Origin of the sequence: Photobacterium sp. GB-72 (assembly GCF_003026095.1) — a bacterium.
Lineage (GTDB): Bacteria > Pseudomonadota > Gammaproteobacteria > Enterobacterales > Vibrionaceae > Photobacterium.
Genome location: NZ_PYNV01000026.1, coordinates 1 through 25112 on the forward strand (window position 1 = coordinate 1; position 25112 = coordinate 25112).

Sequence of the window (25112 nt, forward strand, 5' to 3'; positions counted from 1 at the left end):
TTAAGTCTTTAAAATAACTACAGGGGTGTAGCTCCAATTGGCAGAGCAGCGGATTCCAAATCCGCGTGTTGGGAGTTCGAATCTCTCCACCCCTGCCATCTTCAAGAAAGCCTCGTCAGAAATGACGAGGCTTTTTTACGTCTGTATGATTGTAAATTCCCACATAAAGAAAGCCCCACGATAAAGTGAGGCTTAATATGATGATCATTGATAGTGATAAAAGTGACGTAGCCAACGTTCAGCTATCATTATTTCGTCATCTTCACATAATGATTGAATACCTGGTTTAAATTGCGTGGCATCTTTAATGAGCTTTAATCCTGCAAGCATATGAGCCGCTTCAAATAAATACAGAGTTGGATCGCCCATCCCTGTTTTAAAAGGCGTATTTGCTGATTCCCCCCCCGCAAAGAGATACACGCTGTACCCATGACGTGTTTTATATTCTTTGGTTAAATTATTGGTTTTCACTTCGGTGAGTACACCTTGTTGTAATAAATCAGGCAAATGAAGTTCATCATCAGCAGAGGTAACTGTGCTGATAAACATTGGTTGTGAAAGTGCATCAATCATCTCAGGTGTAATTGATTGATTGCCTGTGCAACAAAACAACATATTACAATGTTCGACTAAATATTTGATTGAGCAAGCTTGAATGCCGTCACGAGGAAACTGAGTTAATCTTCTTGGGTCGATATCAGTAACATGAATATTGGTAATACCTTTTGATCTGAGATGTTTTATCACACCGCGGCCAAGGTTTCCCGCTCCGATTACGCCAGTTTTTAGAAAGCCTGAATTATTAATTTTAAGGCCAAATTCTTCTCGTAATATTTGATCGGAATAGTGAACAATACATTCAGAAGCTTCAAAATCTGCTGGCGCTTTGATACTCAGATGGGAAACCGTAACAAGAGGCTTTGAAATTGATTTATTAAGATATTTTTGTAAGCCATTCGCGGTTAACTCAGTAATACCTATGCATTGTTCTTTGAAGGTGTCGCAAATATGTGTAATAGAGGACGAGAAATATCCACCGTGATCAAGAATAAGGAAAGGAGTGTCAGGAGTAATATGTTGGCGGATAAACATCTCACAATACTCAATATTTTTTAAATGAGCTTTATTATTGTGAGTCGAAACAACATGACAACGTGGGATTTTCTTTATCGTTGCGAGAAGTTCTGGGTTTGCGCCTACAGTGGCATCTTTGGGAATGAATATAAGTTTGTCTGCGAGCTCGGCAAGAACGTTAATATAGGGTAAAGAGCCTTCATAGCAATGCATGACAGAAAAAATCACAAGATTATTAGGGAGAACATATTCTTGTGAGAGTTTTTTTAGAAATTGATAACCATGATCAGCATAAAAATCAGCACAATATGAATGCGTTAATATTGGACTAGGCACTACTGTTGTTCCTTGAAAAATGCACTAATAAAACGAGCTAAAGTAAGTTATCTACATAGCTATCATTAAAAAGCTGTAGTAAAGCATGCAATAGAGGCTCTTGCTCACGGGACTGTTTACAACATAAACCTAAACTCATCGGCTCTATTGATTCTGTGTTAAACCGTTGTACTTTATCACTAACAGGACTGTTGTTAATAACAACATCGGGCGCTATGCCTACACCACAGCCAAGCGCAACCATACTAACAATGGCTTCATGGCCTGATATTTGGGCATAAATAGAGGGTGTTATTTTCTTTTTCTTGAACCATTTATCAGCACGGGTTCGCGCAGGTCCAGATTCTGGCAGTATAAAAGATAAAGATTTCCAATCTGGATCATAAGTTAAGCTTTTTTGTAATGTGGGTGATGAGATTAATGGCCCAATCAACGACATCTGGATTTGATCAACTTCGATGTAAGTTAATTTAGACGGTAGGGTGTCTGGTTTAGCAGCAATAGCGATGTCGACATCACCGGATAGGACTTTCTCTATTGCGAGGGCAGGATCCCCTGTTTGAAGTTGAATTTCGATATGGGGATAAATGACGCGAAACTTATTTAAGATATTAGGAAGGTGGCTATAGCTTGCCGTCACCGAACAGAAGAGGGTTAATTTCCCTTGTAGCTGAGAATGATCTTCCTGTAATTCACTTTTTAATTCGAACCAATTACTCACAATTAAAGATGCGACGGGAAGCAATTTCTTTCCAGCTAGCGTTAATTCAACACTGCGATTATCACGCATAAATAAGGTTTGGCTTAACTCCTCTTCGAGACGCTGAATAACGCGACTTAATGCCGAAGGGCTGATATGCATGGCTTGTGCTGTTTGGCTAAAGTTATGGGACTCACAAAGGTGAATAAATAGTTGCAGATTTTTAATATTCATCATCCATGTTGCACAATTTGCAATTAGTTGTTGTGAATATAGCACTTTGCGCAACAAATTACCTGATCTACTATCAGGTTATTCGACAATAATATGTCGACTAAAGGATTTATTTTTTCACGGAGTTTGTTGTTATGGCTAATTATTTTAATACCCTGAACCTACGTCAGCAGTTAGATCAACTAGGTCGTTGTCGTTTTATGGATCGTGCGGAATTCGCAACAGAAGCTGATTACCTTAAAGGTAAGAAAGTGGTGATTGTTGGTTGTGGTGCGCAAGGTCTAAACCAAGGCCTAAACATGCGTGACTCAGGTCTAGATGTCTCTTATGCGCTACGCCAAGCGGCGATTGATGAGCAACGTCAATCATTTAAGAATGCAAAAGAAAATGGGTTTGAAGTAGGTAGCTACGAGCAACTGATCCCACAAGCTGATTTAGTGGTAAACCTAACACCTGATAAGCAGCACACGAATGTGGTTGAAACGGTTATGCCATTAATGAAGCAAGGTGCATCTCTTGGTTACTCACACGGTTTCAACATCGTTGAAGAGGGCATGCAAATTCGTAAAGACTTAACCGTTGTTATGGTTGCACCTAAGTGTCCAGGTACAGAAGTTCGAGAAGAATATAAGCGTGGTTTCGGTGTGCCAACACTGATTGCTGTTCACCCAGAAAATGACCCACAAGGTGATGGTCTTGAGATTGCTAAAGCATGGGCGGCAGCAACAGGTGGTCACCGTGCGGGCGTACTTGAGTCATCATTTGTCGCTGAAGTAAAATCTGATCTAATGGGAGAGCAGACGATCCTGTGTGGCATGCTACAAGCAGGCTCTATTGTTTGTTACGAGAAGATGATTGCTGATGGCATCGCACCAGAATACGCAGGTAAGCTTCTGCAGTACGGTTGGGAAACGATCACTGAAGCACTGAAGTTTGGTGGTGTATCTCATATGATGGATCGTCTATCAAACCCAGCTAAAGTAAAAGCGTTTGACCTATCGGAAGAGCTAAAAGATCTGATGCGTCCACTTTACAACAAGCACATGGATGACATTATCTCTGGTCACTTCTCTAGCACTATGATGGCTGACTGGGCGAACGATGATGCTGATCTTCTTGGCTGGCGTGGTGAGACCGCTGAAACGCAATTTGAAAACTACCCATCTTCTGATATTCAAATCAGTGAGCAAGAGTACTTTGATAACGGCATCTTGATGGTTGCTATGGTACGTGCAGGTGTTGAGCTGGCATTTGAAGCAATGACGGCATCAGGCATCATTGATGAGTCAGCATACTACGAGTCGCTACACGAACTACCACTTATCGCAAATACTATTGCACGTAAGCGTTTATATGAAATGAACGTAGTGATCTCTGATACCGCAGAATACGGTAACTACCTATTTGCAAATGTGGCAACACCTCTACTTCGTGAGCAGTTCATGCCAAAAGTAGCGACGGATGTGATTGGTAAAGGACTAGGTGAGACATCTAACTTTGCTGATAACCAGAAGTTAATTGAAGTGAATGAAGCGCTGCGTAATCACCCAGTAGAAGTGATTGGTAAAGAGCTACGTGGTTACATGAAAGACATGAAGCAAATTGCTGTTGGCGGTTAATTTTAGCGTTGATTAAATAGAAAAAAGCCCGGTTTATACCGGGCTTTTTAATGTCGGAATTTTCAAATTAAGCGTTATCGCTTTTCGCTTCAGCATCAAGTTTTGCTTCAAGCTCTGCCATTTTTTGCTCAAGTTCATTAAGCTTCTGTCGAGTACGAAGGAGAACCTGAGTTTGCACATCAAATTCTTCACGGTTCACGACATCTAATTTACCCAATTGCGCTTGGATCACTTGTCGTACTTTTTGCTCAACGTCATTGCCGAGCTCTTTTACTGGCTGTGGCATTGCGTCTTGAATTTGCTTAGCTACTTGCTCAAGCTTCTTTGGATCAAACATGATTCGCTTACTCCGTTGCGAGAATCGTTATTCTTCTATTGTAATCGTCGTACTAGCTAAAATAAAAGGGCGCGGAAGTTCCAGCGCCCTTTTTCATTTATTTATTACTTAGAAATGGCTATCTGTTGCATCGTCATCTTCAACGAATACAGGTAGCGGTTTGTGTTCGCTTGCGAGGAATGTATAGATAACTGGCAGAACAAACAAGGTAAACAATGTACCGATAGAAAGACCTGCCACGATAACGATACCAATACTAAAGCGAGAGGCTGCACCTGCGCCTGATGCGTAAAGTAGTGGAACCAAGCCTGCAATCATCGCACATGTGGTCATTAGGATTGGACGAAGACGTATCTTCGCGGCTTCCATGACCGCTTCTAAGCGATTCTTACCATGGTATAACTGTTCTTCTTTTGCTACTTCACAGATCAAGATGCCGTGTTTGGTTATCAAACCTATCAAGGTTATCAAACCGATTTGTGAGTAGATATTCAAGGTCGTCGCTCCCCATGCCAGTGCGATTAACGCACCACAAATAGCAAGTGGAACTGACACAAGAATAACCAGCGGATCGCGAAGTGATTCAAATTGAATCGCAAGTACTAGGAAGATAACAGCCAATGCTAAACCGAAGGTTGCGTATAGTGCATTACCTTCTGTTACGTACTGACGGCTCTCACCAAGGTAGTTGTAGCTATAACCTTTAGGGAGAACTTTTGCTGCTTCGGTATTTAACCAACTTACCGCTTCACCAATGGATGTGCCAGGGGCTAATACGCCACTGATGGTTGCTGCGTTTTGCTGGTTAAAGCTTGGTAACGTTGGTGGGGTTGATTTCACCGTGATGGTTACTAAGCTACCTAGTGGGATCAGATCACCAGTATTGGTTTTCACATAATAGTTGTTTAAATCATTTGGATTGAAACGATTCTTACGCTCAACCTGTGGGATCACCTTGTATGAACGACCTAAGATATCAACACGGTTAATATCACCACCGGCTAACATGGTACTTAATGTGTTACCGATTGATTGCATCGTCACACCATAAGCGCCTGCTTTGTCTTTGTTGATATTGATTTTCATATCTGCCGAGTCGTACTTCAAGTTAAGATCTGAGTAGACGAACATCGGGTTGTCTTTCACCTTAGTCAGCATATCAGATGCCACTTGGAACAAACTTTTAAAGTTATTCGGCGTGGTGATCACGAACTGCACAGGGAAACCACCGCCAGCACCAGGCAAGCTTGGCATTTGGAACGCAGCCACTGACATTTGAGGAATGTCTTTGATTTTCTTAGCAACCTCATTTGCCACTTCGGCTTGGCTCTGATCACGCTGACTCCAAGGTTTCAAGGTCGCTAGACCAAAGGCTTGGTTAGATGCAGGGATACCGGAGAATACCTGTGCATACTCTACGCTCTTTTGATCGGTTAGCACCTTGTTAACTTGGTTCATGGTGTCTTCAATGTAATCCAAGTTTGCGTTTGATGGCGCATTACCTTGGAATACCACCACACCATTATCTTCAGCTGGTGCCAGTTCACTTGGAATGAACTTGAATAAGAACGGTAAGCTCGCAAATGCACAAATTGCAAATACAATCACGACTGAACGCATCTTCATGATGCCACCTAGCATTTTTTCATAGCGTAGGGTGAGGCGATCAAGGAAGCGATGCACTGTTTGTTCAAATTTATTTGGCGCTGCGTTTTCTTTCAGGAAGTGGGCACACATTACCGGCGATAATGTTAGTGCGATGATCCCTGAAATAAATACGGCGCCCGCGAGTGTTAATGCAAACTCTTTAAACAGCGAGCCTGTTAAGCCACCCATTAATGCGATAGGTGCGTATACCGCGCCTAGGGCGATAGTCATCGAAATAACCGGAACGGCAATTTCACGGGTACCAATAATGGCAGCACGGAAAGGGCTTTGTCCCATTTTCATGTGACGCTCAACGTTTTCAAGAACAACGATGGCGTCATCCACCACCAGTCCGATGGCGAGTACCATGGCCAGTAGTGTCATGAGGTTCCAAGAAAAACCAAACATTTGCATCACGAGGGCGACACCAACAAGTGATAGCGGGATCGTGATGATTGGGATCAGTACCGAGCGTAGTGAACCGATAAATAGGGCTATCACCACTAATACAATCACGGCTGCTTCAAGGATGGTTTTAATGACCTCATGAATCGAGTCGTTAATCGCAATCGTTGAATCGTACATCACCGTCATTTTGATGGTGCTTGGCATATTACGTTCAATGGTTGGCAGTAGTTTTAGCACATCGGATGCAATATCAATTGGGTTTGCACTCGGCGCTGCTTGGATAGCGGCGACTACGGCTTCTTGACCATTTGCTGTCGCACGGTAGCTGTCACTGCTTCTTGATAACGTTACTTTAGCAATGTCACCTAAGCGAGTGACTTGACCATCTTTACTAGTAACAACTAACTTTTCTAGTGTTTCAGGACTATTTGATTGCGTGTTAGCGCTGCCGTTATAAAGTACAAAGTCGTTATTAACCTGACCAACAGCAGATTGGTAGTTATTGGCTTTGAGTACTTGAATAACATCGGCAGCTGATAGGTTAAATGCCGCCATCTTTTGTGGATCTAACCAAACACGTAAGGCGTAAGGAACACCACCGTACATATCGACTTTAGACACACCGTTAACGGTAAATAACTGTGGTTTAACCACTCGCTCAATGTAGTCAGTGATTTGACTCGAGTTTAAGCTCTTACTGGTGAAACCTAAGTAAAGCACACCGGTATCACCACCTGTTGATAAGGTGATCGTTGGATCTTGGGTTTCTGTAGGTAGTTGTGAACGTACTGAGTTTACCTTCGCCAAAATGTCAGCCAAGGCTGCATTGGGGTTGGTATTCAGTTTCATTTGTACCGTAATTGTCGACATCCCCAAGGTACTTTGGGCGGTGATGTAGTCAATATTATCGGCTTGGGCAATGGCTTGTTCTAAGGGCTGAGTAATAAAGCCCTGCATCAGATCGGCACTTGCACCGTAGTAAGCTGTGCTTACGGTTACTACGGTGTTGGTCATTTCTGGATACTGTCGAACCTGCATTTTGAAAATCGCCTGAAATCCGAGCAATGCGATCATTAAACTGATCGAAATTGCGAGGACTGGGCGTCTGATAAATATATCAGTAAAGCGCATACTGAGTGTTCTCCAATTACAACAGTGGGGTTACGGCTGGAGCTTTAAGTGCATCATTTTCAACGATATGTACTAGCGTCTTATTACTTAAACGGATTTGACCTGTAGTAACAATTTGCTCGCCAGCTTTAATACCAGAAAGGATTCGCACTTGATTACCATGATTTTGACCTGTGGTTATCACTGTTTGAATTGCACGTAATTTACCGTCTTGTTCTTTTAGTACGTATACCGTGTCACCGTATAAGGTGTAAGTAATCGCAGTTTGTGGGACGATAATTTGATCGGGAATGGTTGGTAAGATCACGCGTGCACGAGCAAACATACCGCTACGTAATTTACCGCCACTGTTTGGAATATCTGCTTGAACTTGGATTAGACCTGTCTGGGCATTTACTGCCGGCTCAATCGCTGTGATTTGACCCTTGAAGTTAATATCTTGGTAAGCATCGACATTGATATCTACTTCTTGACCAATTTTGATCTTAGAAATATCTGTTTGAGGAACCGTAAAGCGAAAACGCATGGTACGGGTATCTTCAAGGCGAACAATTTGCGTACCCGGTTGAATGTACTGACCTAAGTAAACATTACGTAAGCCAACTTCACCAGTAAAGGGTGCCACGATATCACGGCGTTGGATTGATTCTTCTAACGATTTGATCTGTGAGACAAGTGCAAGGTAATTAGCTTTTGCTTCATCAAGGTTTGATTTAGATACCGAGCCTTTACGATATAGATCTTGGTAGCGCTTGTAGGTAGCCTCTACTGCCGGTAATTTCGCTTTAGTACTTTCTAGGCTAGAGACTTCTACATTAGAGTTAATTGATACTAACTCTTGACCGGCTTTAACATGCTGACCTGATTCAAATGCAATTTTGCTGATCACACCTGAGGCTTCAGAAGTTAATGTTACACCTTGTACTGGTTCAATAAAACCAATCGCTTGAATGGCTGGATACCAGTTCTCTCCTTTTGTTGTCATCGCCGTAACTGGATAATTGGGCTCTGGCATATTTGCCATGTACTCCGCGATTTTTTTCTGTTTGAACAAGTTGAAACCAATGACGCTCCCGAATAACAGGAGGACAAGAAGTAACACGACTATCCATTTTTTCATTGTAAAGTTTGCTCCGGTTTTACGCTATTAATGCAGAATGATGGCGTCCCACGAAGCATTGATTACTGCTTCAAGTTCGTCATCGTTGATCTGTAAACCACCATTGATTTGACGTCGAGCTAGGTTACAACTCGTCTCAAGGCTCAAAACACTCAGAACCTCGTTATCAATATTTTTAAATAAGCCGCAGGTTTTTCCTTCATTAAACATAGTTGCTACGGAAGAAAATAATTTTTGGCTTAAGTGCTTCTGCTCTTGTCTACTGCGACAAGGCAGATTTTGGAACTGACCCCGAATGATCAATGGGGCATCACCATTTAGTGTCATATGCCATAAATTAAGCCACATGGTGCGATAACGCTGCTTAATTGGCATGGTATCGACAACATTATTACTAATTTGAGCGGCGATATAACTTAAAATATGATCATGTAATTGGTTGAGTAAGTCGTCTTTATCGTTGAAGTAACGATAAATAGTTCCTGCTGCAACATTGGCTTCTTTAGCCACCATTTGCATTGAAAGGCCGTGAAAACCAAATTCAGCAAGTAGCTTTTCTGTCGCTGCCAATATACGTACTTTTTTCTCATTCATAGTGGTAATCATATTTGGGGGTGCAATGAATGAACGCTCGTTCATTATTGTAGATAGTCACCCTTGATACGCAAGTTTTTAATATGGCTTTTGCACAATATTCATTGATTATTCAGTTTAAGTTATATGCTAGGCGAATGGTGGCTTTGAACTTATTTGTTAGATGTTATAGGTGTTGCTATTAGAGGAAGTTAGAGGTAAAAAAACGCACACCCAAAGGCATGCGCTAATTTATTTTTCGGAGGAAGTATTACTCGGCTACTTGCTCTTTATTGTCGGTATTTTTCTTTTTGCCGCGGCTGAAAATACGCTCAACCACCACAAAGAATATTGGAATAAAGAAAATCCCAAGGAATGTCGAACTTAACATACCGCCAAGTACTGCAGTACCAATCGCATTCTTACCGCCAGAGCCTACACCAGTACTGATTGCCAATGGCACAACACCGAGACCAAATGCCAGTGATGTCATGATAATTGGGCGCAGACGTACACGAACAGCGTGGAGTGTTGCTTCAACCAGTCCAGCGCCTTTTTCGTAGTACTCCTTAGCAAATTCGACAATCAAGATGGCGTTCTTAGTTGCCAAGCCAACTGTGGTTAATAGACCTACTTGGAAGAACACGTCATTTGGCATACCACGAGCGTTCATGGCCAGTAGTGCACCGATGATCCCAAGTGGCACGACTAATACCACGGCAAAAGGAACAGACCAGCTTTCATACAAGGCTGCAAGTACTAAGAATACAACTAAGATAGATAACGCATACAGCATAGGTGCTTGGTTACCTGATAGTCGCTCTTCATAAGATAAAGCATTCCATTCGATACCAAAGCCCGGTGGTAATTGTTTTACCATCTCTTCAATATCAAGCATTGCCTGACCTGTACTGTAACCCGGGACCACGCTACCTTGAATGTTGACCGCAGGTGTCGCATTGAAACGCTCAAGTCGAGGTGATGCGTATTTCCATTCGCCCGTCGCAAATGCGGAGAATGGTACCATTTCACCTTTGTTGTTACGGACATACCAGGTATCTAAATCCGTTGGTTTCATACGATATTGTGCATCACCTTGTACGAACACTTTTTTCACGCGTCCACGGTCGATGAAGTCATTCACATATGAGCTACCCCAAGCGGTACCTAATACTTTATTTACTGATTGAATATCAATACCGAGAGCACGAATTTTGGCTTGATCAATATTGATTTGGTACATCGGTGCATCTTCTTGCCCGTTAGGACGTACCCCAACAAGATTTGGGTTTTGTGCCGCTAGACCTAACAACTGGTTACGCGCTGCGATCAGTTTATCGTGTCCTTGACCACTTCTATCTTGGAGGTAGAAGTCAAAACCACTCGCTGTACCTAATTCAATGACCGCAGGTGGTGCAAATGAGAACACCATTGCGTTCTTTATTGTCTGGAAATAGGCCATTGAACGGTTAACGATAGATTTCACATCCATCCCTGGCAATTGGCGATCAGACCAATCTTTTAATCCAACAAAGGCCATACCCATATTTTGACCACTACCAGCAAAACTAAAGCCTGATATACTTAATACACTAGCGACAGTCTCTTTTTCTTGATTTAGGTAGTAATCAGAGACCTTATCCATCACTTCTTGGGTTTGCTCTTGGGTAGAGTTCACCGGCAAGATAGCCTGACTAAACAAGATACCCTGATCTTCATCAGGTAAGAACGAGGTTGGCATACGCATGAAGATCCAACCGACAGCAACGGTTAGGCCAAGGAAGATAAACATCACGCGAATAGAGCGCTTAATCATCGCCGCAACACTTGATTCATAGCGCTTGGTTAAGTTATCAAAGGTGCGGTTAAACCAACCAAAGAAGCCTTTCTTCTCTCCGTGCTCTACCGGTTTTAGCATGGTTGCACACAAGGCAGGGGTCAAAATCACGGCCACCAAGACTGAGAGTGCCATGGCGGTAACAATGGTTATTGAGAACTGACGGTAAATAACCCCTGTTGAGCCTGACATAAATGCCATAGGAACAAATACAGCAGAGAGGGTTAAGGCAATACCGACCAGTGCGCCCGTGATCTGATCCATCGACTTACGTGTTGCTTCAACGGCATTTAAGCCTTCTTCATGCATCACACGTTCAACGTTTTCTACCACCACGATAGCATCATCAACCAGCAAGCCGATGGCAAGCACCATCGCGAACATGGTTAAAGTATTGATGGAGTATCCCGCCAGAGACAGCACCGCAAAGGTACCTAATAGTACAACCGGAACCGCAATAGTTGGGATCAAGGTTGCACGGAAGTTCTGTAAGAACAGGTACATGATGATAAACACCAGTGCCACCGCCTCAAACAGTGTATGAACAACCCCTTCAATCGATTTTTCAACGAATGGCGTAGTATCGTACGGGTAAACCGCGGTTAAACCTTCAGGAAAGAAAGGTTTTAGCTCTTCAACTTTCGCTTTTACCGCTTCTGCTGTCGCAAGTGCATTAGCCCCTGTAGCGAGTTTTATACCTAAACCACTAGCAGGTTTTCCGTTGTAAAGTACTTGAACAGAATAACTTTCAGCCCCTAATTCAACTCGTGCAACATCACTAAGGTGGACTGTTGCGCCAGAAGAGTCAGATTTAACAATAATGTTTTTAAATTCTTCTGGTGTTTGTAAGCGGCTTTGTGCGGAAACTGTCGCGTTAAGCTCTTGGCCTGGCAGAGAAGGAGATGCACCAAGTTGACCTGCCGAGATCTGTGCATTCTGCTCTTTAATTGCCGAAATAACATCAATACTGGTAAGGTTATATTTGGTCAGTTTTAAAGGATCTAGCCAGATACGCATCGCATATTGTGCACCGAAAGTGGTGATTTCACCCACACCCGGAACACGACTCATAGGATCGGCAACATTCGAACTGATATAGTCCGAAATATCGTTTTTATCCATTGAGCCATCTTCAGAATAGAAACCAACAACCATCAAGAATGATGAGCTTGCTTTGTTTACCTTCACACCTTGTTGTTGCACTTCCATTGGTAACAGAGGAAGGGCTGATTGCAGTTTGTTCTGCACCTGTACCTGAGCGATATCAGGATCCGCTTCAGCATTAAAGGTGAGGGTAATTTGAGTATTACCAAAGCTATCACTGGTGGAGGATAAATAGCGCAGGTTATCGATACCTGTCATACGTTGTTCGATAACCTGAGTAACGGTATCTTCCATGGTTTTTGCGTTTGCGCCAGGGTAGTTAGCGCTGATCACCACCGTAGGTGGTGCAATACTCGGATACTGCGACACTGGCAATTTGAGAATTGACAGTACCCCCGCAAGCATCACGATAATTGCGATCACCCAAGCAAAAATAGGGCGATCGATAAAGAAACGAGCCATATCTTATCTCTACTTTTGTGGTTGTGTGTTATCGGCTATGGTCGGTTGAACCAAAGCACCTGGGCGAACTTTTTGTAAGCCATCAACAATGACTTGGTCACCATCTTTTAAGCCTTTGGTGATACGCCATTGGTTATCAATCACTTGTGCTGTAGTTACAAGGCGAGATTCCACTTTGTTTTCGGCATTAACAACCATGACCGTTGCTTCGCCTTTACTATTACGGGTAACGGCTTTTTGTGGAACCATGATAGCTTTAGGATCGGTACCTGTGTTTAGCACTGCGCGAACATACATACCCGGAAGTAAGATACCGTCTGGATTTGGGAATTCAGCGCGTAATGTGACAGAGCCTGTATTAGGATCAACGTTGACTTCAGAAAACTGTAATACGCCGTGATGAGGATAAACCGAACCATCTTCTAGGATAAGTTCAACATCAGCATTCTGGCTAGCTTGGAGTTCACCTTGCTTTAATGCCGCTTTTAAACGGAGTAATTGCGCACTAGATTGAGCAATATCGACATTAATGGGATCTAACTGCTGAATAGTTGCAAGTACTTGAGCTTGCCCTGCATTAACTAATGCGCCAGGAGTTACAGAAGATTGACCAATACGACCTGAAATTGGGGCTTTAACTTTGGTATAATCCAAATTGATTTTGGCTGTATTGACGTTTGCTTTTGCTACTTCAAGTCCTGCGATAGCAACTTTATAGGCAGCTTGGTTATCATCGTTAGTTTGTTTGCTGAAAGCACCGCGTTCTACTAGCTTTTTACTACGAATAGCTAATGCTTTTGCTGATTCTAACGTTGCTTGTGCCTTGGCAAGTTCTGCTTTAGCACTTAAGTAAGCGGCATTATAAGTTGCAGAGTCAATGTTATAGAGTGATTGGCCTTTCTTTACATCACTACCTTCGGTAAAACCACGGTTTGTGATAATGCCAGAAACTTGAGGACGAACTTCTGCTTCTAAATAAGCTTTGCTTCGACCGGGTAATTCCACGCGGATTTCTTGTGGGTGAGATGTAATGGCAATAGTACCGACGGGGATACTTTTTGCTGCTTGTTGCGCAGTATTTTCTGCCGCATTCTGATCACAAGCTGTTACCCATAGTGCCATACTGACAACCATGGCCATTTTTGCGATTTTCCGCATGAAATCTCCTAATTTTAAGCAATATAACCGAGCGTAAATATCCAAATATATGGATTTACAATAGAGTAACCACTATTTACCATTTTGTAACCTATGATAACCGTTTAAACACAGAACGGTTATTTTTGGCATAAAATAGAGTTTCTACCATGGAGTCACGTAGAAATTACTATTTATACCTTTAGGGGATTGTTAATCATTACGTATGATTTTTTGTGATTGGTCTGAGTTTTAGTATTTGCCATATGAATAAAACTCAAGTTTAAAGTGAATGTATATGCACCTTTTTAAACGAGCGTCAGGATAACGAATGAAACTGAACCCAAGGCAAACAGAAGCAGTAAAATACGTTTCTGGGCCATGCTTAGTACTTGCTGGTGCAGGCTCTGGTAAAACCCGTGTGATCACTAATAAAATTGCTTATTTAGTACAGCAGTGTGATTACAAAGCACGCAATATTGCCGCGTTGACTTTTACTAATAAAGCGGCACGTGAAATGAAAGAGCGTGTAGGGCAAACATTGGGACGTCAAGAATCGAAAGGGTTGATGGTTTCTACCTTTCATACTTTAGGTTTGAATATCATTCGTCGTGAATATAAGCATTTAGGTTTAAAAGCCAGTTTTTCACTGTTTGATGATCAAGACCAAATGGCGCTTCTCAAAGAGCTCACCGAAGATGAGCTTGAAGGCGATAAAGATTTATTAAAGCAATTAATGTCCTCTATTTCTAATTGGAAAAATGACATGTTATCGCCAGCCGATGCGACAGCACACGCCCGTAGTGAGCGCGATCAATTGTTTGCACATTGCTATGAAATGTACCAGCGTCAAATGAAAGCCTATAACGCATTAGATTTTGATGATTTGATTTTACTGCCTGTTTTGTTGCTGCGAGATAACGCCGAAGTGCGTAAACATTGGCAGAACCGTATTCGTTACTTGCTGGTGGATGAGTATCAAGATACCAATACTAGCCAATACTTATTTGTAAAACTATTGGTAGGTGAGCGTGCGCGCTTTACTGTGGTTGGTGATGACGATCAGTCTATTTACTCATGGCGTGGAGCGCAGCCAGAAAATCTAGGCTTGCTGAATAAAGATTTCCCTAGTTTAAAAGTGATCAAACTCGAGCAAAATTACCGTTCGACCAGCCGTATTTTGCGAACAGCGAATATTTTGATCGCTAATAACCCCCACTTATTTGAAAAAGCCCTTTTCTCTGAGATCCCTGATGGCGCGATGCTTAAAGTGATCACAGCGAAAAATGAAGAGCATGAAGCAGAAAAAGTGATTGGTGAACTCATTGCTCATCGCTTTATGAATAACACCGCTTATAAAGATTATGCGATCTTGTATCGAGGTAACCATCAGTCACGCTTGTTTGAAAAGTCGCTGATGCAAAACCGTATTCCTTATAAAATTTCAGGTGGCACATCATTTTTCTCACGTTCTGAAATCAAAGACATCATGGCGTACTTACGCCTACTGACTAACCTCGATGATGACAACGCATTTTTACGTATCGTCAATACACCACGTCGAGAAATCGGCCCAGTGACACTCGAGAAGCTTGGGACATACGCTAACATGCGTGGCAAAAGCTTGTTTGCCGCGAGTTTTGAGATGGGGTTAGAGCAACACCTATCAGGTCGAGGTTTAGAATCACTGCAACGCTTTACCCATTGGGTTAATCAATTAGCAGATAATGCTGAACGCGGTGATACGGTGGCGGCTGTGCGTCAATTAGTGCGTGATATTCATTACGAAGATTGGCTATACGAAACCTCACCAAGCCCAAAAGCTGCTGAGATGCGAATGAAAAACGTCTCTGATTTATATAGTTGGATCACCGCTGATTTAGAAGGTGATAACTATGATAATGAAGAGAAAACCTTAAAAGAAGTGGTGCAACGTTTAACCCTACGCGACATGATGGAACGAGGGGATGATGATGACGATGCTGATCAAGTACAACTTATGACGTTGCACGCCTCTAAAGGGCTGGAGTTTCCTTATGTGTTCTTAGTGGGGACAGAAGAGGGGATCTTGCCGCACCAAACCAGCATTGATGAAGAAAACGTTGATGAAGAACGTCGCCTTGCATATGTTGGGATCACGCGAGCACAGCGCGAACTAACCTTTACTTTATGTAAAGAGCGTCGTCAGTATGGCGAGCTAATCAAACCTGAGCCAAGTCGATTCTTGTACGAATTACCACAAGATGATTTGGAGTGGGAAAGTGAGCGCAAACCTGTTTCTGCTGAAGAGCGGATGAACAAAGGGCAAGCGCATATTGCTAATATTCGCGCGATGTTTAAAAAGTAACCCTACAAAATAGCGGCCATATAAAAAGAGGGTGAGCATTAATAATGCTCACCCTCTTTATTTATGATTGAGAAATCTATGGTTGAGAAAAATTATAAGCCAGCAATCATGTAATTAATTGCGGCAACAATTTCTTCATCACTACAATCCATACAGGCCCCTTTTGCAGGCATAGCATTAAAGCCATTAATAGCATGATCGGCTAACACATCTTTACCTTGGGCAATACGAGCAGACCAATCACCCGCATCGTCTTTCTTTGGCGCGCCCATGACACCAGAAGTATGACAAGAAGCACAAAAAGTATTATAAACGGCATCACCATTACGTGGAGCTACTGTGACTTCTACAATAGGGGCTTCACCTTCAAGATGTAATGAACCTACAGGTTTAATGCGCTCAGCAATAGCTTCATCTGTCATGTCGTCAGCAACTGTGGGAGCTGCAATGGTGAATGCGACTACAGCAGCGAATAAAAATTGTCGAAAAGAAAAATCCATGGCGTTCACCTTATACTTCCCAATTGTATTTTTAGTTGTTGTTATCTTTACGCGCAGCTAATGTTGAAATTGAACGGTTAATGTTTTTAAATGATTATATTGTTGCATATTTGTTAGTATATCGGGTTGTGCTGTAGGATCAAACTTGTGCGCTGTATTTGTATGATACGAATCAATAGTTATTTGAGCATAAAATCAGCGAGCGAAAGAAAAATAAAAAAAAACACTTGCCGAGAGGCGTTCTGATCCGTAATATTCACCCCCGTCGATAGGGCAAGGCGCCCGTAGCTCAGCTGGATAGAGCGTTGGCCTCCGGAGCCAAAGGCCGAAGGTTCGAATCCTTTCGGGCGCACCATTTAAATGGTCGTATTGGCGGAAGGTAATACATTGGTGGCTATAGCTCAGTTGGTAGAGTCCCGGATTGTGATTCCGGTTGTCGCGAGTTCAAGCCTCGTTAGCCACCCCATATTATAGAGAGTTGATACGTCAGCTTTCTGGCTTTTTTAAAGCCCGCTTGTTTATTCAAGCACACAGAATTAAGTCGGTGAATAGCGCAGTTTGGTAGCGCATCTGGTTTGGGACCAGAGGGTCGGGGGTTCGAATCCCTCTTCACCGACCACTTATAATGGTGGCTATAGCTCAGTTGGTAGAGTCCCGGATTGTGATTCCGGTTGTCGCGAGTTCAAGTCTCGTTAGCCACCCCATTATTTAGGTTATCTTATTAAGAAGCCTTGGCATTAAAAGCCTAAAACATTGTCGGTGAATAGCGCAGTTTGGTAGCGCATCTGGTTTGGGACCAGAGGGTCGGGGGTTCGAATCCCTCTTCACCGACCACTATTAAGAAAACCGTATCGAAAGATGCGGTTTTTTTTCGCCTATAGAAAAGTAAAAGTCGCTCAGTGTTGTTGATTGGGGCCAGAGAGGTGGAGGATTCCCTGATGTTAGAGCTTCGCTTTTTATCGTTCCTAATGAAGGAGCTGTATCGTAATCGTAGGTTTTCTTCGTCGCCAATCTGATTTTATGTGGTGATAGATTTTAATAAATTTGTAATTATCCACTTATATATCTAGTAAATTAAAATTTTTGGTTGTTACTGTTGTGTATTTTTATGAAAGCAGTTGATGTTGTGATTATGTAAATCGTGGTAGTTGTTGTTAGTGATAAATTATTCATAACTTGTCTTTTGTTTTTTTAGGAAATAGTGATTATTTTGATGATTTTGCATGATATCGCTGTTTTTGTGGGTGTTTTGCATTGAAAATATATTTAGGTGGATATAGTTTTGCCGATAAGTAAAAGTGAATAATTATTCGATAATTCACATTTATTATAGTTTTTTGCTTTGAAATGTTGCTTTTGTGTAAAATATTTGACAGATTGATAGGCCGACATGCCATAGATGAATGTTCTGGTGTGGAAAGGATTCAAGTTTTTATATTGGCAGGATCTGCCAAGCAATTGAGGTCGGTCATGGCTTTATTAGAAGTAAAAAACCTTCGGATAGAATATCCATCCCGCCATGGGGTGCATGCTGCGGTGAAATCATTGTCGTTTTCTATTGAGCGCGGTGAAATTGTCGGCGTAGTGGGTGAATCTGGTGCGGGTAAATCAACCGTCGGCAATGCGGTGATTGATCTATTGAGTCCACCAGGACAAATCGCTAAGGGTGATGTGTATCTTGATGGGACAAAAATTTCAGGGCTGACGCCAGAGCAAATGCGTCAGGTACGTGGCGCTAAGATAGGGTTTATTTTTCAAGACCCAATGACATCGCTAAACCCGCTATTTACGGTTGAACAACAACTCACTGAAACTATAGTAACCAATTTACAAGTCACTCAGCAGGAAGCGTACAAACGTGCATTAACGTTAATGGAGCAGGTGGGTATTCCGCAACCGGAATTGCGCATTAAGCAATACCCTCACCAGTTTTCAGGCGGTATGCGCCAACGTGTCGTGATTGCTATCGCGCTGGCAGGAGAGCCTGATTTAATCATTGCTGATGAGCCTACAACAGCGTTAGATGTTTCGATTCAAGATCAAATTTTGACGTTGATCCGTGCGTTGTGTGTTGAGAAAAACGTCGGCTGTATGTTGGTTACTCACGATATGGGCGTTGTCTCGAATGTGACTGATCGCGTTGCAGTAATGTATCGCGGTGACTTAGTCGAGCTCGGCACCACAGAGCAAGTTTTACACCGTCCAGAACATCCATATACTCAAAGCCTAATTTCAGCTGTTCCACGTTCAGATATTAAATTACAGCGTTTTCCATTGGTGAATTATATCGAAGCGGCAGAAGAAACGCCGCCATTAGATGTTAAAAATCATTGGTTAGGGCAGCGCCAAGAGCAACGTGATTATTCAGGACCATTGTTGAATGTAGAGAACGTGAGTTTGCGCTTTGTGACCAAAGATTCTTTCTTTGAAAGTCGTCGGGAATATGTTCAAGCCAATAATGATGTCAGTTTCCAAGTCTTTGAAGGTGAAACCTTTGGCTTAGTGGGTGAATCTGGCTCTGGTAAATCAACCATTGCTCGTGTAATTGCTGGTTTATACCCGCCGAATGAAGGTCGGGTGACATTTGAAGGAATGGATCTAACGGCGCTGAAAAGTGAAGCTGACCGTCGTCCTTTCCGTCGTCAAATGCAGATGGTCTTCCAAAACCCCTATACCTCGATGAATCCACGGATGCGTATTTTCGATATTATTGCAGAGCCTATCCGTTTTCATAAATTAACCGAGAACGAAGCACAAACCCGTCAAATTGTGCATGATTTATTGGATCATGTTGGATTAGGACGTGCCTCTGGGGTGAAATATCCTCACGAGTTTTCAGGCGGTCAACGTCAACGTATTTCTATTGCTCGTGCTCTCGCAACACGTCCACGATTGTTGATCTGTGATGAGCCAACATCAGCTCTGGATGTGTCTGTTCAAGCACAAATTTTGAATTTACTTAAAGATCTGCAAGACGAATTGAATTTAACCATGCTGTTTATCAGCCATGACTTACCCGTGATCCGTCAAATGTGTGATCGCATTGGGGTGATGCAAAAAGGTACTTTGCTGGAAGTGGCGAAAACTGAACAGCTTTTTACCGATCCTCAACATGAATACAGCCAACATTTAATTTCACTAATGCCAGAATTTAAAGGGATTAGTCAAAATGGATTAAAGCGCGCTTAGTCCACATCAACAAACATTACTCGCGGGAGAGGTCCCGTGCATAAAGGAGTTATGCAATGAAAACCATCAAGAGCAAATTAGCCGTAGCATTGATTGCCGCGGGGTTAAGTTTTAGTGCTACTGCTGCAGAAATCAAACTGGGTTACGCTTCGGATCCTGTTTCATTAGATCCGCATGAGCAGTTATCAGGCGGTACGCTACAGCTATCTCATATGGTGTTCGATCCTCTTGTTCGTTTTACCCAAGATATGGATTTTGAGCCGCGTCTAGCGGAAAGCTGGGAGCGTGTTGATGATCACACGTTCCGTTTCAAATTGCGTCAAGGGGTGAAATTCCATTCGGGTAATCCACTTACGGCGGACGATGTGGTATGGACATTTAATCGCCTGCAAGATTCGGCAGACTTTAAAAAGATCTTTGCCCCGTATTCTGAAATGAAGAAAGTGGATGACTACACGGTTGAGTTGATCTCGAAAGGAACCTATCCACTGGTACTACAAACTGCGACATACATCTTCCCAATGGACAGCAAGTTCTACACAGGGAAAACCGCTGAAGGTAAAGATAAAGCGGAAATTGCGAAACACGGTAACTCATTTGCTTCTACCAATCTTTCAGGTACCGGTCCATTTATCGTTACAGAGCGTGAGCAAGGGGTAAAAGTTGAATTTACCCGTAATGCAAATTACTGGGATAAAGCGTCAAAAGGTAATGTAGATAAGCTAACACTATTGCCTATCAAAGAAGATGCAACACGTCTTGCAGCGTTGCTTTCTGGTGGTGTTGATATGATTGATCACGTTGCACCTAATGATCATAAACGTTTGAAAGAAGCAAAAGATGTTGATCTGGTGACACTACCGGGTACCCGTATCATCACGTTCCAAATGAACCAAAACAGCAATGAAGCGTTGAAAGATGTACGCGTACGCCAAGCGATCGTACATGCGATTAACAACGAAGGCATCGTGAAGAAAATCATGAAAGGCTTTGCGACTACGGCAGGTCAACAGAGCCCTGCCGGTTACCAAGGTTACAATGCTGATTTAGTACCGCGTTACGATGTGAAAAAAGCCAAAGAATTAATGAAAGAAGCAGGCTATGCCGACGGCTTTACATTAACCATGATGGCACCGAATAACCGTTATGTGAACGATGCAAAAGTAGCGCAAGCGGTAGCGGCGATGCTGTCTAAAATTGGCGTGAAAGTCGATCTCAAGACCATGCCAAAAGCGCAATACTGGCCTGAGTTTGATAAGTGTGCGGCAGACATGATGATGATTGGTTGGCATGCCGATACTGAAGATTCAGCGAACATGACTGAGTTCCTAACCATGACGCGTAATGAAGAAACAGGTCAAGGTCAGTACAACTGTGGTTTTTACTCTAACCCTGAAGTCGATAAGTTGATTGAAGCGGCGAACGTAGAAACCGATCAAGCCAAACGTAAAGTCATGCTACAGAAGGTAGAAGCGACGTTGTACAACGAAGCGGCGTTTGTCCCACTGCATTGGCAGAGCCTTGCATGGGGCGCGCGTTCAAATGTACACGCGGCCGATATTGTTAACCCAATGGAACAGCCTTACTTTGGCGATCTTGTGGTCGATGAAAAGTAAGTAATGTTATAGCGAAAGCGACAGTGCCGGAGCTTGCTCCGGCACTTTTTCAGGAAGAAAGAGAAGGGGCAGGGAATGTTTACGTTTCTGGTCAAGCGCCTGTATCAGGCACTGATAGTGATGTTTGTGATCAGTTTGGTGGCCTTTGCCATCCAAGATAACCTTGGCGACCCATTACGAGAGTTGGTGGGGCAATCTGTATCAGAAGCTGAACGACAACAATTACGTGATGATTTAGGACTTAACGATCCGTTTATCACCAAATACAGCCGATTTTTAGCGAATGCGGTGCAAGGCGATCTGGGCACGTCTTATACCTTTAAAAAGCCTGCCACAGAGGTGATTTTAGACAAGTTAGTTGCCACCTTAGAGTTAGTTTTTGGTGCCACAATTATTATTGTCTTGGTCTCTATTCCGCTTGGCGTGTACTCCGCGATTCATCCCAATAGTTTCTTAACCAAAGCCATTATGGCGTTCAGTAGTATTGGTATATCAATTCCCGTTTTCTTAACTGCCATTATGTTGATGTACGTCTTTTCTATTGAGCTAGGTTGGTTACCTTCGTTTGGTCGAGGTGAAACCGCCAACTATTTAGGTTGGGAGTCGGGGTTCTTTACCCTTGATGGCTTAAAGCACCTTGTGCTGCCATGTGTTGCCTTAGCGTCGATTATGTTGCCGTTGTTTATTCGTTTAGTGCGCTCTGAAATGTTAGAAGTGTTGAGCTCTGAATACATTAAGTTTGCGAAAGCGAAAGGGCTACCGATGAAAAAGGTCTACTACCAACACGCCTTAAAAAACACCATGCTGCCGGTATTAACGGTTGGCGGGGTGCAGATTGGTACCATGATTGCTTACACTATTTTGACTGAAAGTGTATTCCAATGGCCAGGCACAGGATTGCTGTTTTTAGATGCGATTAACCGTGTTGATACCCCACTTATCACAGCTTACGTGATTTTTGTTGGCTTGATCTTTGTTGTAACTAATACCATCGTCGATTTGCTCTATGGATTGGTTAACCCGACTGTAAACCTGACTGGCAAGGGAGAGTAAGTCATGAGTAATACACTAGCTGCACCAAGCCGTTGGGAGCGTTTTAAAAACTCCGATATTTTGTATTATTTTAAGAAAGACAAAGTGGCGATGGTGTGCTTCGCTGTCTTTCTAACGTTTGCCACCACGGCATTGTTTGCACCATTTATAGCGCCGAGTAATCCGTATGATTTAGCGTCGATAGATATTATGGATTCAGAGTTACCGCCATCATGGATGGAAGATGGTGATGAGAACTTCTTACTTGGTACCGACGATCAAGGCCGTGATATTTTATCGACCATGCTTTATGGTGCGCGTTTATCACTAACGATTGGTTTACTTGCTGTTGCACTGCAAATGACACTGGGGATCGTGATTGGCTTAACTGCGGGTTATTATGGTGGTCGTGTTGATAGTTTCTTGATGCGTATTGCGGACGTGCAGTTGTCATTCTCGACCATGATGGTGGCGATCATCGTTTCTGCGATTTTCCGCACTGCATTAGGTGCTGAAACCTATGCGCAATATGCGGTGATCATGTTGGTAATGATCATTGGTATTGCTGAATGGCCTCAGTATGCACGTACAGTGCGTGCTTCGGTATTAGCCGAAAAGAAGAAAGAGTATGTTGAAGCGGCAAAAGTCATGGGCTTTAGAGCGCCACGTATTATGTTCCGTCATATTCTGCCAAACTGTTTATCACCGATCTTAGTGATTTCAACGGTACAGGTGGCGAACGCCATTATGTCAGAAGCGGCCTTGTCATTCTTAGGCTTAGGTTTACCGGTAGATCAGCCATCATTGGGTTCACTGATCAGTATCGGCTTTAAATATATCTTCTCTGGCGCGTGGTGGATCACTGTCTTCCCCGGTATTTTGCTGGTGGTATTAGTACTGGTAATCAACTTGTTAGGTGATTGGTTACGGGACGTGTTTAACCCGAAGATTTATAAAGGCTAATAGCTTGATGTTTAGATAATAAAAAGGCGACCCATTGGTCGCCTTTTTTATTAGGTGCTGTTACGATTTTTTCATCGTAATAGTAGCAACTTTGGCACCATTATCGCTTAACGTATCACGAACAAGTACGCCTTTATCCCATGCTTTACCTGCTGGGATGTAGCTAAAGCGGTTGATCTTGAAGTTATCGGTTGTCTCACCAGTATCTTTGTCATTCCAACGTACTGTTGTGTTTAGCTGATCTAGTGTTGCTGTAGATACTTTATCGTTGGTACCAAACCACCAGAAGTCCATCTTTGCAAAGTCTTCGTATGTGATCGTTTCGTTTATGCCATCAGTAATATCGCATTTACCTATAAACTCTTGGCCTGTTAGTGTGATTGTATTCTCACCAAACGTTAAGTTAGATGTTGCTACATCATGACAATCAGGACGCGTTTCTTTAGCGGTCCATGTTCCTGTGAAGTCAACAAAGCGATCTGTTTTTGCATCCGCTACAGGATAGAAGAATTCGATGGATTCACTGATTCGTCCTGCGTAATCACCATCTAGGTATTCTTTGCTGCGAATTTGAGTGTAAACCTGAGTTACTGGATCGTATGTACCTGACTGTGCTTCTTTTTGTTTATGGTCGCCATCTTGACGCTCAATGTATTCAAGGTTAGCTTGAGTTAATAAGCGTTCACTACAGTTTTTTGCAGTCATACAAGCGTATGGAGAGCCCATTGTTTCAATTTCAGACCAAGGCATCATTTCATTTTCAGTATAAGCTTCCGCCTTATTAGTCATCTCATAAACAAAGCTTGGTAAAGTGCTTGTTTTTTCGATGGTTGAGTCGTTAGAACCAGCAAGAATAATAAATTGATCATCAGTCAACTTGTAGTTCATTAAGCTTAAGCCACCAACGTACTTACCGTTTTGTTGGTCTTGATGAATAACCGTTTTAAATGTTTCATCGCTGCTATTTTTAACGCGTAGGTTGGCACTACGATGAATAATAATTTGGTTAGAGCCTTTTGCCCATTGTGTTAATACTTCATCAGAACCACGTTGTAATTGTTCTGGGTTTAAAGATGCTTGCATGTGCTTTTGAGCATCAGCAGCAGCTACAAGCGCTTTTGAATCTAGCAGGGTTAATAGTGTTTCAACTGATTTTTCAAAGTAACCATCATCCAAGGTAATTTTCGCTAGTGCAGCTTGAATATCAGTACTTGGGTTATCTTTGATCAGTGAAGGGATGATAATGGTTGAATCATCATTGTGTTCGTTAATGGTTAGTAGTAAACGTGCAAGGTTAATAGAGCGCTCGTAGGTACCAGCTGCTTCAAATGGGGTTGTAACTGCACGACCAGAAACTGAACCAATTAATAGACCGTCTTTGCCACCGATATAGAAACTAATAGTGCCATTTTCTGCACCTAACTCGTAGTTACCTTCTGCATCTGTTTGTGCTGCTTTCGTACCGATAACGTAATCTAAGCCCTGTACCTTAGCATCAATAAATTGACCTGTTGTAACTGGTGTTGGATTGCCTGTATCTGGCTTACCAGTGTCAGGGTTGCCTGTCTCAGGAGATGGATTTTCAACATCTGGTGCTGTTGGCGTTGAAGATGAATCGTCGTTACAGCCAGTAAGAGTTAGCGTCGCAAGAAGGGATGCTGCAACAAGAGACAGTTTAAATTGCATGATATAGATTTCCTTAAACAATATGCACAGTTAATCAGCCGAAAATAACATTAAAACAGT

16 protein-coding genes and 6 tRNA genes are annotated in these 25112 nt (G+C 42.6%); 12 read left to right on the forward strand and 10 right to left on the reverse strand.

Translation table 11 applies throughout. The annotated features are described in order from the left end of the window. Positions 1-21 precede the first annotated feature (21 nt). Positions 22-98, forward strand: a tRNA-Trp gene (locus C9J40_RS20300). Positions 99-204: 106 nt separating this feature from the next. Here C9J40_RS20300 and C9J40_RS20305 read toward each other — a convergent pair. Next, the gene (locus tag C9J40_RS20305) at positions 205-1410 is read right to left on the reverse strand and encodes an NAD(P)-binding domain-containing protein (RefSeq protein WP_107208547.1); all 1206 of its coding nucleotides are present in this window, start codon (positions 1408-1410) and stop codon (positions 205-207) included. 37 nt (positions 1411-1447) lie between these two features. Further along, positions 1448-2398: an HTH-type transcriptional activator IlvY gene (gene ilvY, locus C9J40_RS20310; RefSeq protein ID WP_199187167.1), complete on the reverse strand. Its 951-nt coding sequence runs from the start codon at positions 2396-2398 to the stop codon at positions 1448-1450. Positions 2399-2478: 80 nt separating this feature from the next. Here ilvY and ilvC point away from each other — a divergent pair, with 80 nt between their 5' ends. Continuing rightward, positions 2479-3963 (forward strand): ketol-acid reductoisomerase, encoded by a 1485-nt coding sequence (ilvC, locus tag C9J40_RS20315; protein WP_005372215.1) that lies wholly within the window; start codon positions 2479-2481, stop codon positions 3961-3963. A 67-nt stretch (positions 3964-4030) separates the two neighbouring features. Here the strand turns inward: ilvC and C9J40_RS20320 are convergent, their stop codons facing one another. The 6 genes from C9J40_RS20320 to C9J40_RS20345 all read right to left on the reverse strand — a co-directional run bounded on the left by C9J40_RS20320 (position 4031) and on the right by C9J40_RS20345 (position 13740). Beyond that, complete coding sequence (locus tag C9J40_RS20320; RefSeq protein WP_107208548.1) at positions 4031-4300, reverse strand: accessory factor UbiK family protein; 270 nt, start codon at positions 4298-4300, stop codon at positions 4031-4033. A 108-nt stretch (positions 4301-4408) separates the two neighbouring features. After that, positions 4409-7486, reverse strand: coding sequence for a multidrug efflux RND transporter permease subunit (locus C9J40_RS20325; protein WP_107208549.1), 3078 nt, complete (start codon positions 7484-7486; stop codon positions 4409-4411). A 16-nt stretch (positions 7487-7502) separates the two neighbouring features. Then, positions 7503-8606, reverse strand: coding sequence for an efflux RND transporter periplasmic adaptor subunit (locus C9J40_RS20330; RefSeq protein WP_107208550.1), 1104 nt, complete (start codon positions 8604-8606; stop codon positions 7503-7505). Positions 8607-8633: 27 nt separating this feature from the next. Continuing rightward, the gene (locus tag C9J40_RS20335) at positions 8634-9245 is read right to left on the reverse strand and encodes a TetR/AcrR family transcriptional regulator (RefSeq protein ID WP_107208551.1); all 612 of its coding nucleotides are present in this window, start codon (positions 9243-9245) and stop codon (positions 8634-8636) included. Positions 9246-9450: 205 nt separating this feature from the next. Then, a complete protein-coding gene (locus C9J40_RS20340; RefSeq protein WP_107247856.1) occupies positions 9451-12582 on the reverse strand; it encodes an efflux RND transporter permease subunit in 3132 nt (1043 codons plus the stop codon). A 9-nt stretch (positions 12583-12591) separates the two neighbouring features. After that, entirely contained in the window at positions 12592-13740 is a 1149-nt protein-coding gene (locus C9J40_RS20345) for an efflux RND transporter periplasmic adaptor subunit (RefSeq protein ID WP_107208553.1), read from the reverse strand. Positions 13741-14050: 310 nt separating this feature from the next. Between C9J40_RS20345 and rep the strand changes: the two genes are divergently transcribed. Beyond that, positions 14051-16066: a DNA helicase Rep gene (rep, locus tag C9J40_RS20350; protein WP_107247857.1), complete on the forward strand. Its 2016-nt coding sequence runs from the start codon at positions 14051-14053 to the stop codon at positions 16064-16066. Between the two features lie 92 nt (positions 16067-16158). Here rep and C9J40_RS20355 read toward each other — a convergent pair whose 3' ends face one another. Continuing rightward, entirely contained in the window at positions 16159-16566 is a 408-nt protein-coding gene (locus tag C9J40_RS20355; protein ID WP_107247858.1) for a cytochrome c5 family protein, read from the reverse strand. A gap of 278 nt (positions 16567-16844) precedes the next feature. Between C9J40_RS20355 and C9J40_RS20360 the strand changes: the two genes are divergently transcribed. From C9J40_RS20360 to C9J40_RS20400, 9 genes are all read left to right on the forward strand, one after another. Next, a tRNA-Arg gene (locus C9J40_RS20360) sits at positions 16845-16921 on the forward strand. Positions 16922-16956: 35 nt separating this feature from the next. Then, positions 16957-17032 (forward strand) — tRNA-His (locus tag C9J40_RS20365). A gap of 76 nt (positions 17033-17108) precedes the next feature. After that, a tRNA-Pro gene (locus C9J40_RS20370) sits at positions 17109-17185 on the forward strand. Between the two features lie 9 nt (positions 17186-17194). Further along, positions 17195-17270 (forward strand) — tRNA-His (locus C9J40_RS20375). A gap of 53 nt (positions 17271-17323) precedes the next feature. Beyond that, positions 17324-17400: transfer RNA gene (locus C9J40_RS20380), tRNA-Pro, on the forward strand. A gap of 636 nt (positions 17401-18036) precedes the next feature. Beyond that, a complete protein-coding gene (locus C9J40_RS20385; protein ID WP_107208556.1) occupies positions 18037-19755 on the forward strand; it encodes an ABC transporter ATP-binding protein in 1719 nt (572 codons plus the stop codon). 56 nt (positions 19756-19811) lie between these two features. Further along, positions 19812-21371: an ABC transporter substrate-binding protein gene (locus C9J40_RS20390; RefSeq protein ID WP_107247859.1), complete on the forward strand. Its 1560-nt coding sequence runs from the start codon at positions 19812-19814 to the stop codon at positions 21369-21371. Positions 21372-21446: 75 nt separating this feature from the next. Further along, the gene (locus C9J40_RS20395; protein WP_005372184.1) at positions 21447-22424 is read left to right on the forward strand and encodes an ABC transporter permease; all 978 of its coding nucleotides are present in this window, start codon (positions 21447-21449) and stop codon (positions 22422-22424) included. Positions 22425-22427: 3 nt separating this feature from the next. After that, a complete protein-coding gene (locus C9J40_RS20400) occupies positions 22428-23366 on the forward strand; it encodes an ABC transporter permease (protein ID WP_006647518.1) in 939 nt (312 codons plus the stop codon). A 60-nt stretch (positions 23367-23426) separates the two neighbouring features. On the opposite strand, the gene C9J40_RS20405 is transcribed toward C9J40_RS20400, so the two are convergent. Next, positions 23427-25052, reverse strand: a complete 1626-nt coding sequence (locus tag C9J40_RS20405) for a chromosome partitioning protein ParA (RefSeq protein WP_107208558.1) — start codon at positions 25050-25052, stop codon at positions 23427-23429. Positions 25053-25112 lie beyond the last annotated feature (60 nt).

What these genes read in the sequence shown, in the direction of transcription:
- rep (WP_107247857.1), top strand. Translation starts at nt 14,051, where the DNA reads ATGAAACTGAACCCAAGGCAAACAGAAGCAGTAAAATACGTTTCTGGG.
- C9J40_RS20335 (WP_107208551.1), bottom strand. Translation starts at nt 9,245, where the DNA reads ATGAACGAGCGTTCATTCATTGCACCCCCAAATATGATTACCACTATG.
- C9J40_RS20385 (WP_107208556.1), top strand. Translation starts at nt 18,037, where the DNA reads ATGGCTTTATTAGAAGTAAAAAACCTTCGGATAGAATATCCATCCCGC.
- C9J40_RS20390 (WP_107247859.1), top strand. Translation starts at nt 19,812, where the DNA reads ATGAAAACCATCAAGAGCAAATTAGCCGTAGCATTGATTGCCGCGGGG.
- C9J40_RS20325 (WP_107208549.1), bottom strand. Translation starts at nt 7,486, where the DNA reads ATGCGCTTTACTGATATATTTATCAGACGCCCAGTCCTCGCAATTTCG.
- C9J40_RS20330 (WP_107208550.1), bottom strand. Translation starts at nt 8,606, where the DNA reads ATGAAAAAATGGATAGTCGTGTTACTTCTTGTCCTCCTGTTATTCGGG.
- C9J40_RS20320 (WP_107208548.1), bottom strand. Translation starts at nt 4,300, where the DNA reads ATGTTTGATCCAAAGAAGCTTGAGCAAGTAGCTAAGCAAATTCAAGAC.
- ilvC (WP_005372215.1), top strand. Translation starts at nt 2,479, where the DNA reads ATGGCTAATTATTTTAATACCCTGAACCTACGTCAGCAGTTAGATCAA.
- C9J40_RS20345 (WP_107208553.1), bottom strand. Translation starts at nt 13,740, where the DNA reads ATGCGGAAAATCGCAAAAATGGCCATGGTTGTCAGTATGGCACTATGG.
- C9J40_RS20400 (WP_006647518.1), top strand. Translation starts at nt 22,428, where the DNA reads ATGAGTAATACACTAGCTGCACCAAGCCGTTGGGAGCGTTTTAAAAAC.
- C9J40_RS20355 (WP_107247858.1), bottom strand. Translation starts at nt 16,566, where the DNA reads ATGGATTTTTCTTTTCGACAATTTTTATTCGCTGCTGTAGTCGCATTC.
- C9J40_RS20340 (WP_107247856.1), bottom strand. Translation starts at nt 12,582, where the DNA reads ATGGCTCGTTTCTTTATCGATCGCCCTATTTTTGCTTGGGTGATCGCA.
- C9J40_RS20395 (WP_005372184.1), top strand. Translation starts at nt 21,447, where the DNA reads ATGTTTACGTTTCTGGTCAAGCGCCTGTATCAGGCACTGATAGTGATG.
- C9J40_RS20405 (WP_107208558.1), bottom strand. Translation starts at nt 25,052, where the DNA reads ATGCAATTTAAACTGTCTCTTGTTGCAGCATCCCTTCTTGCGACGCTA.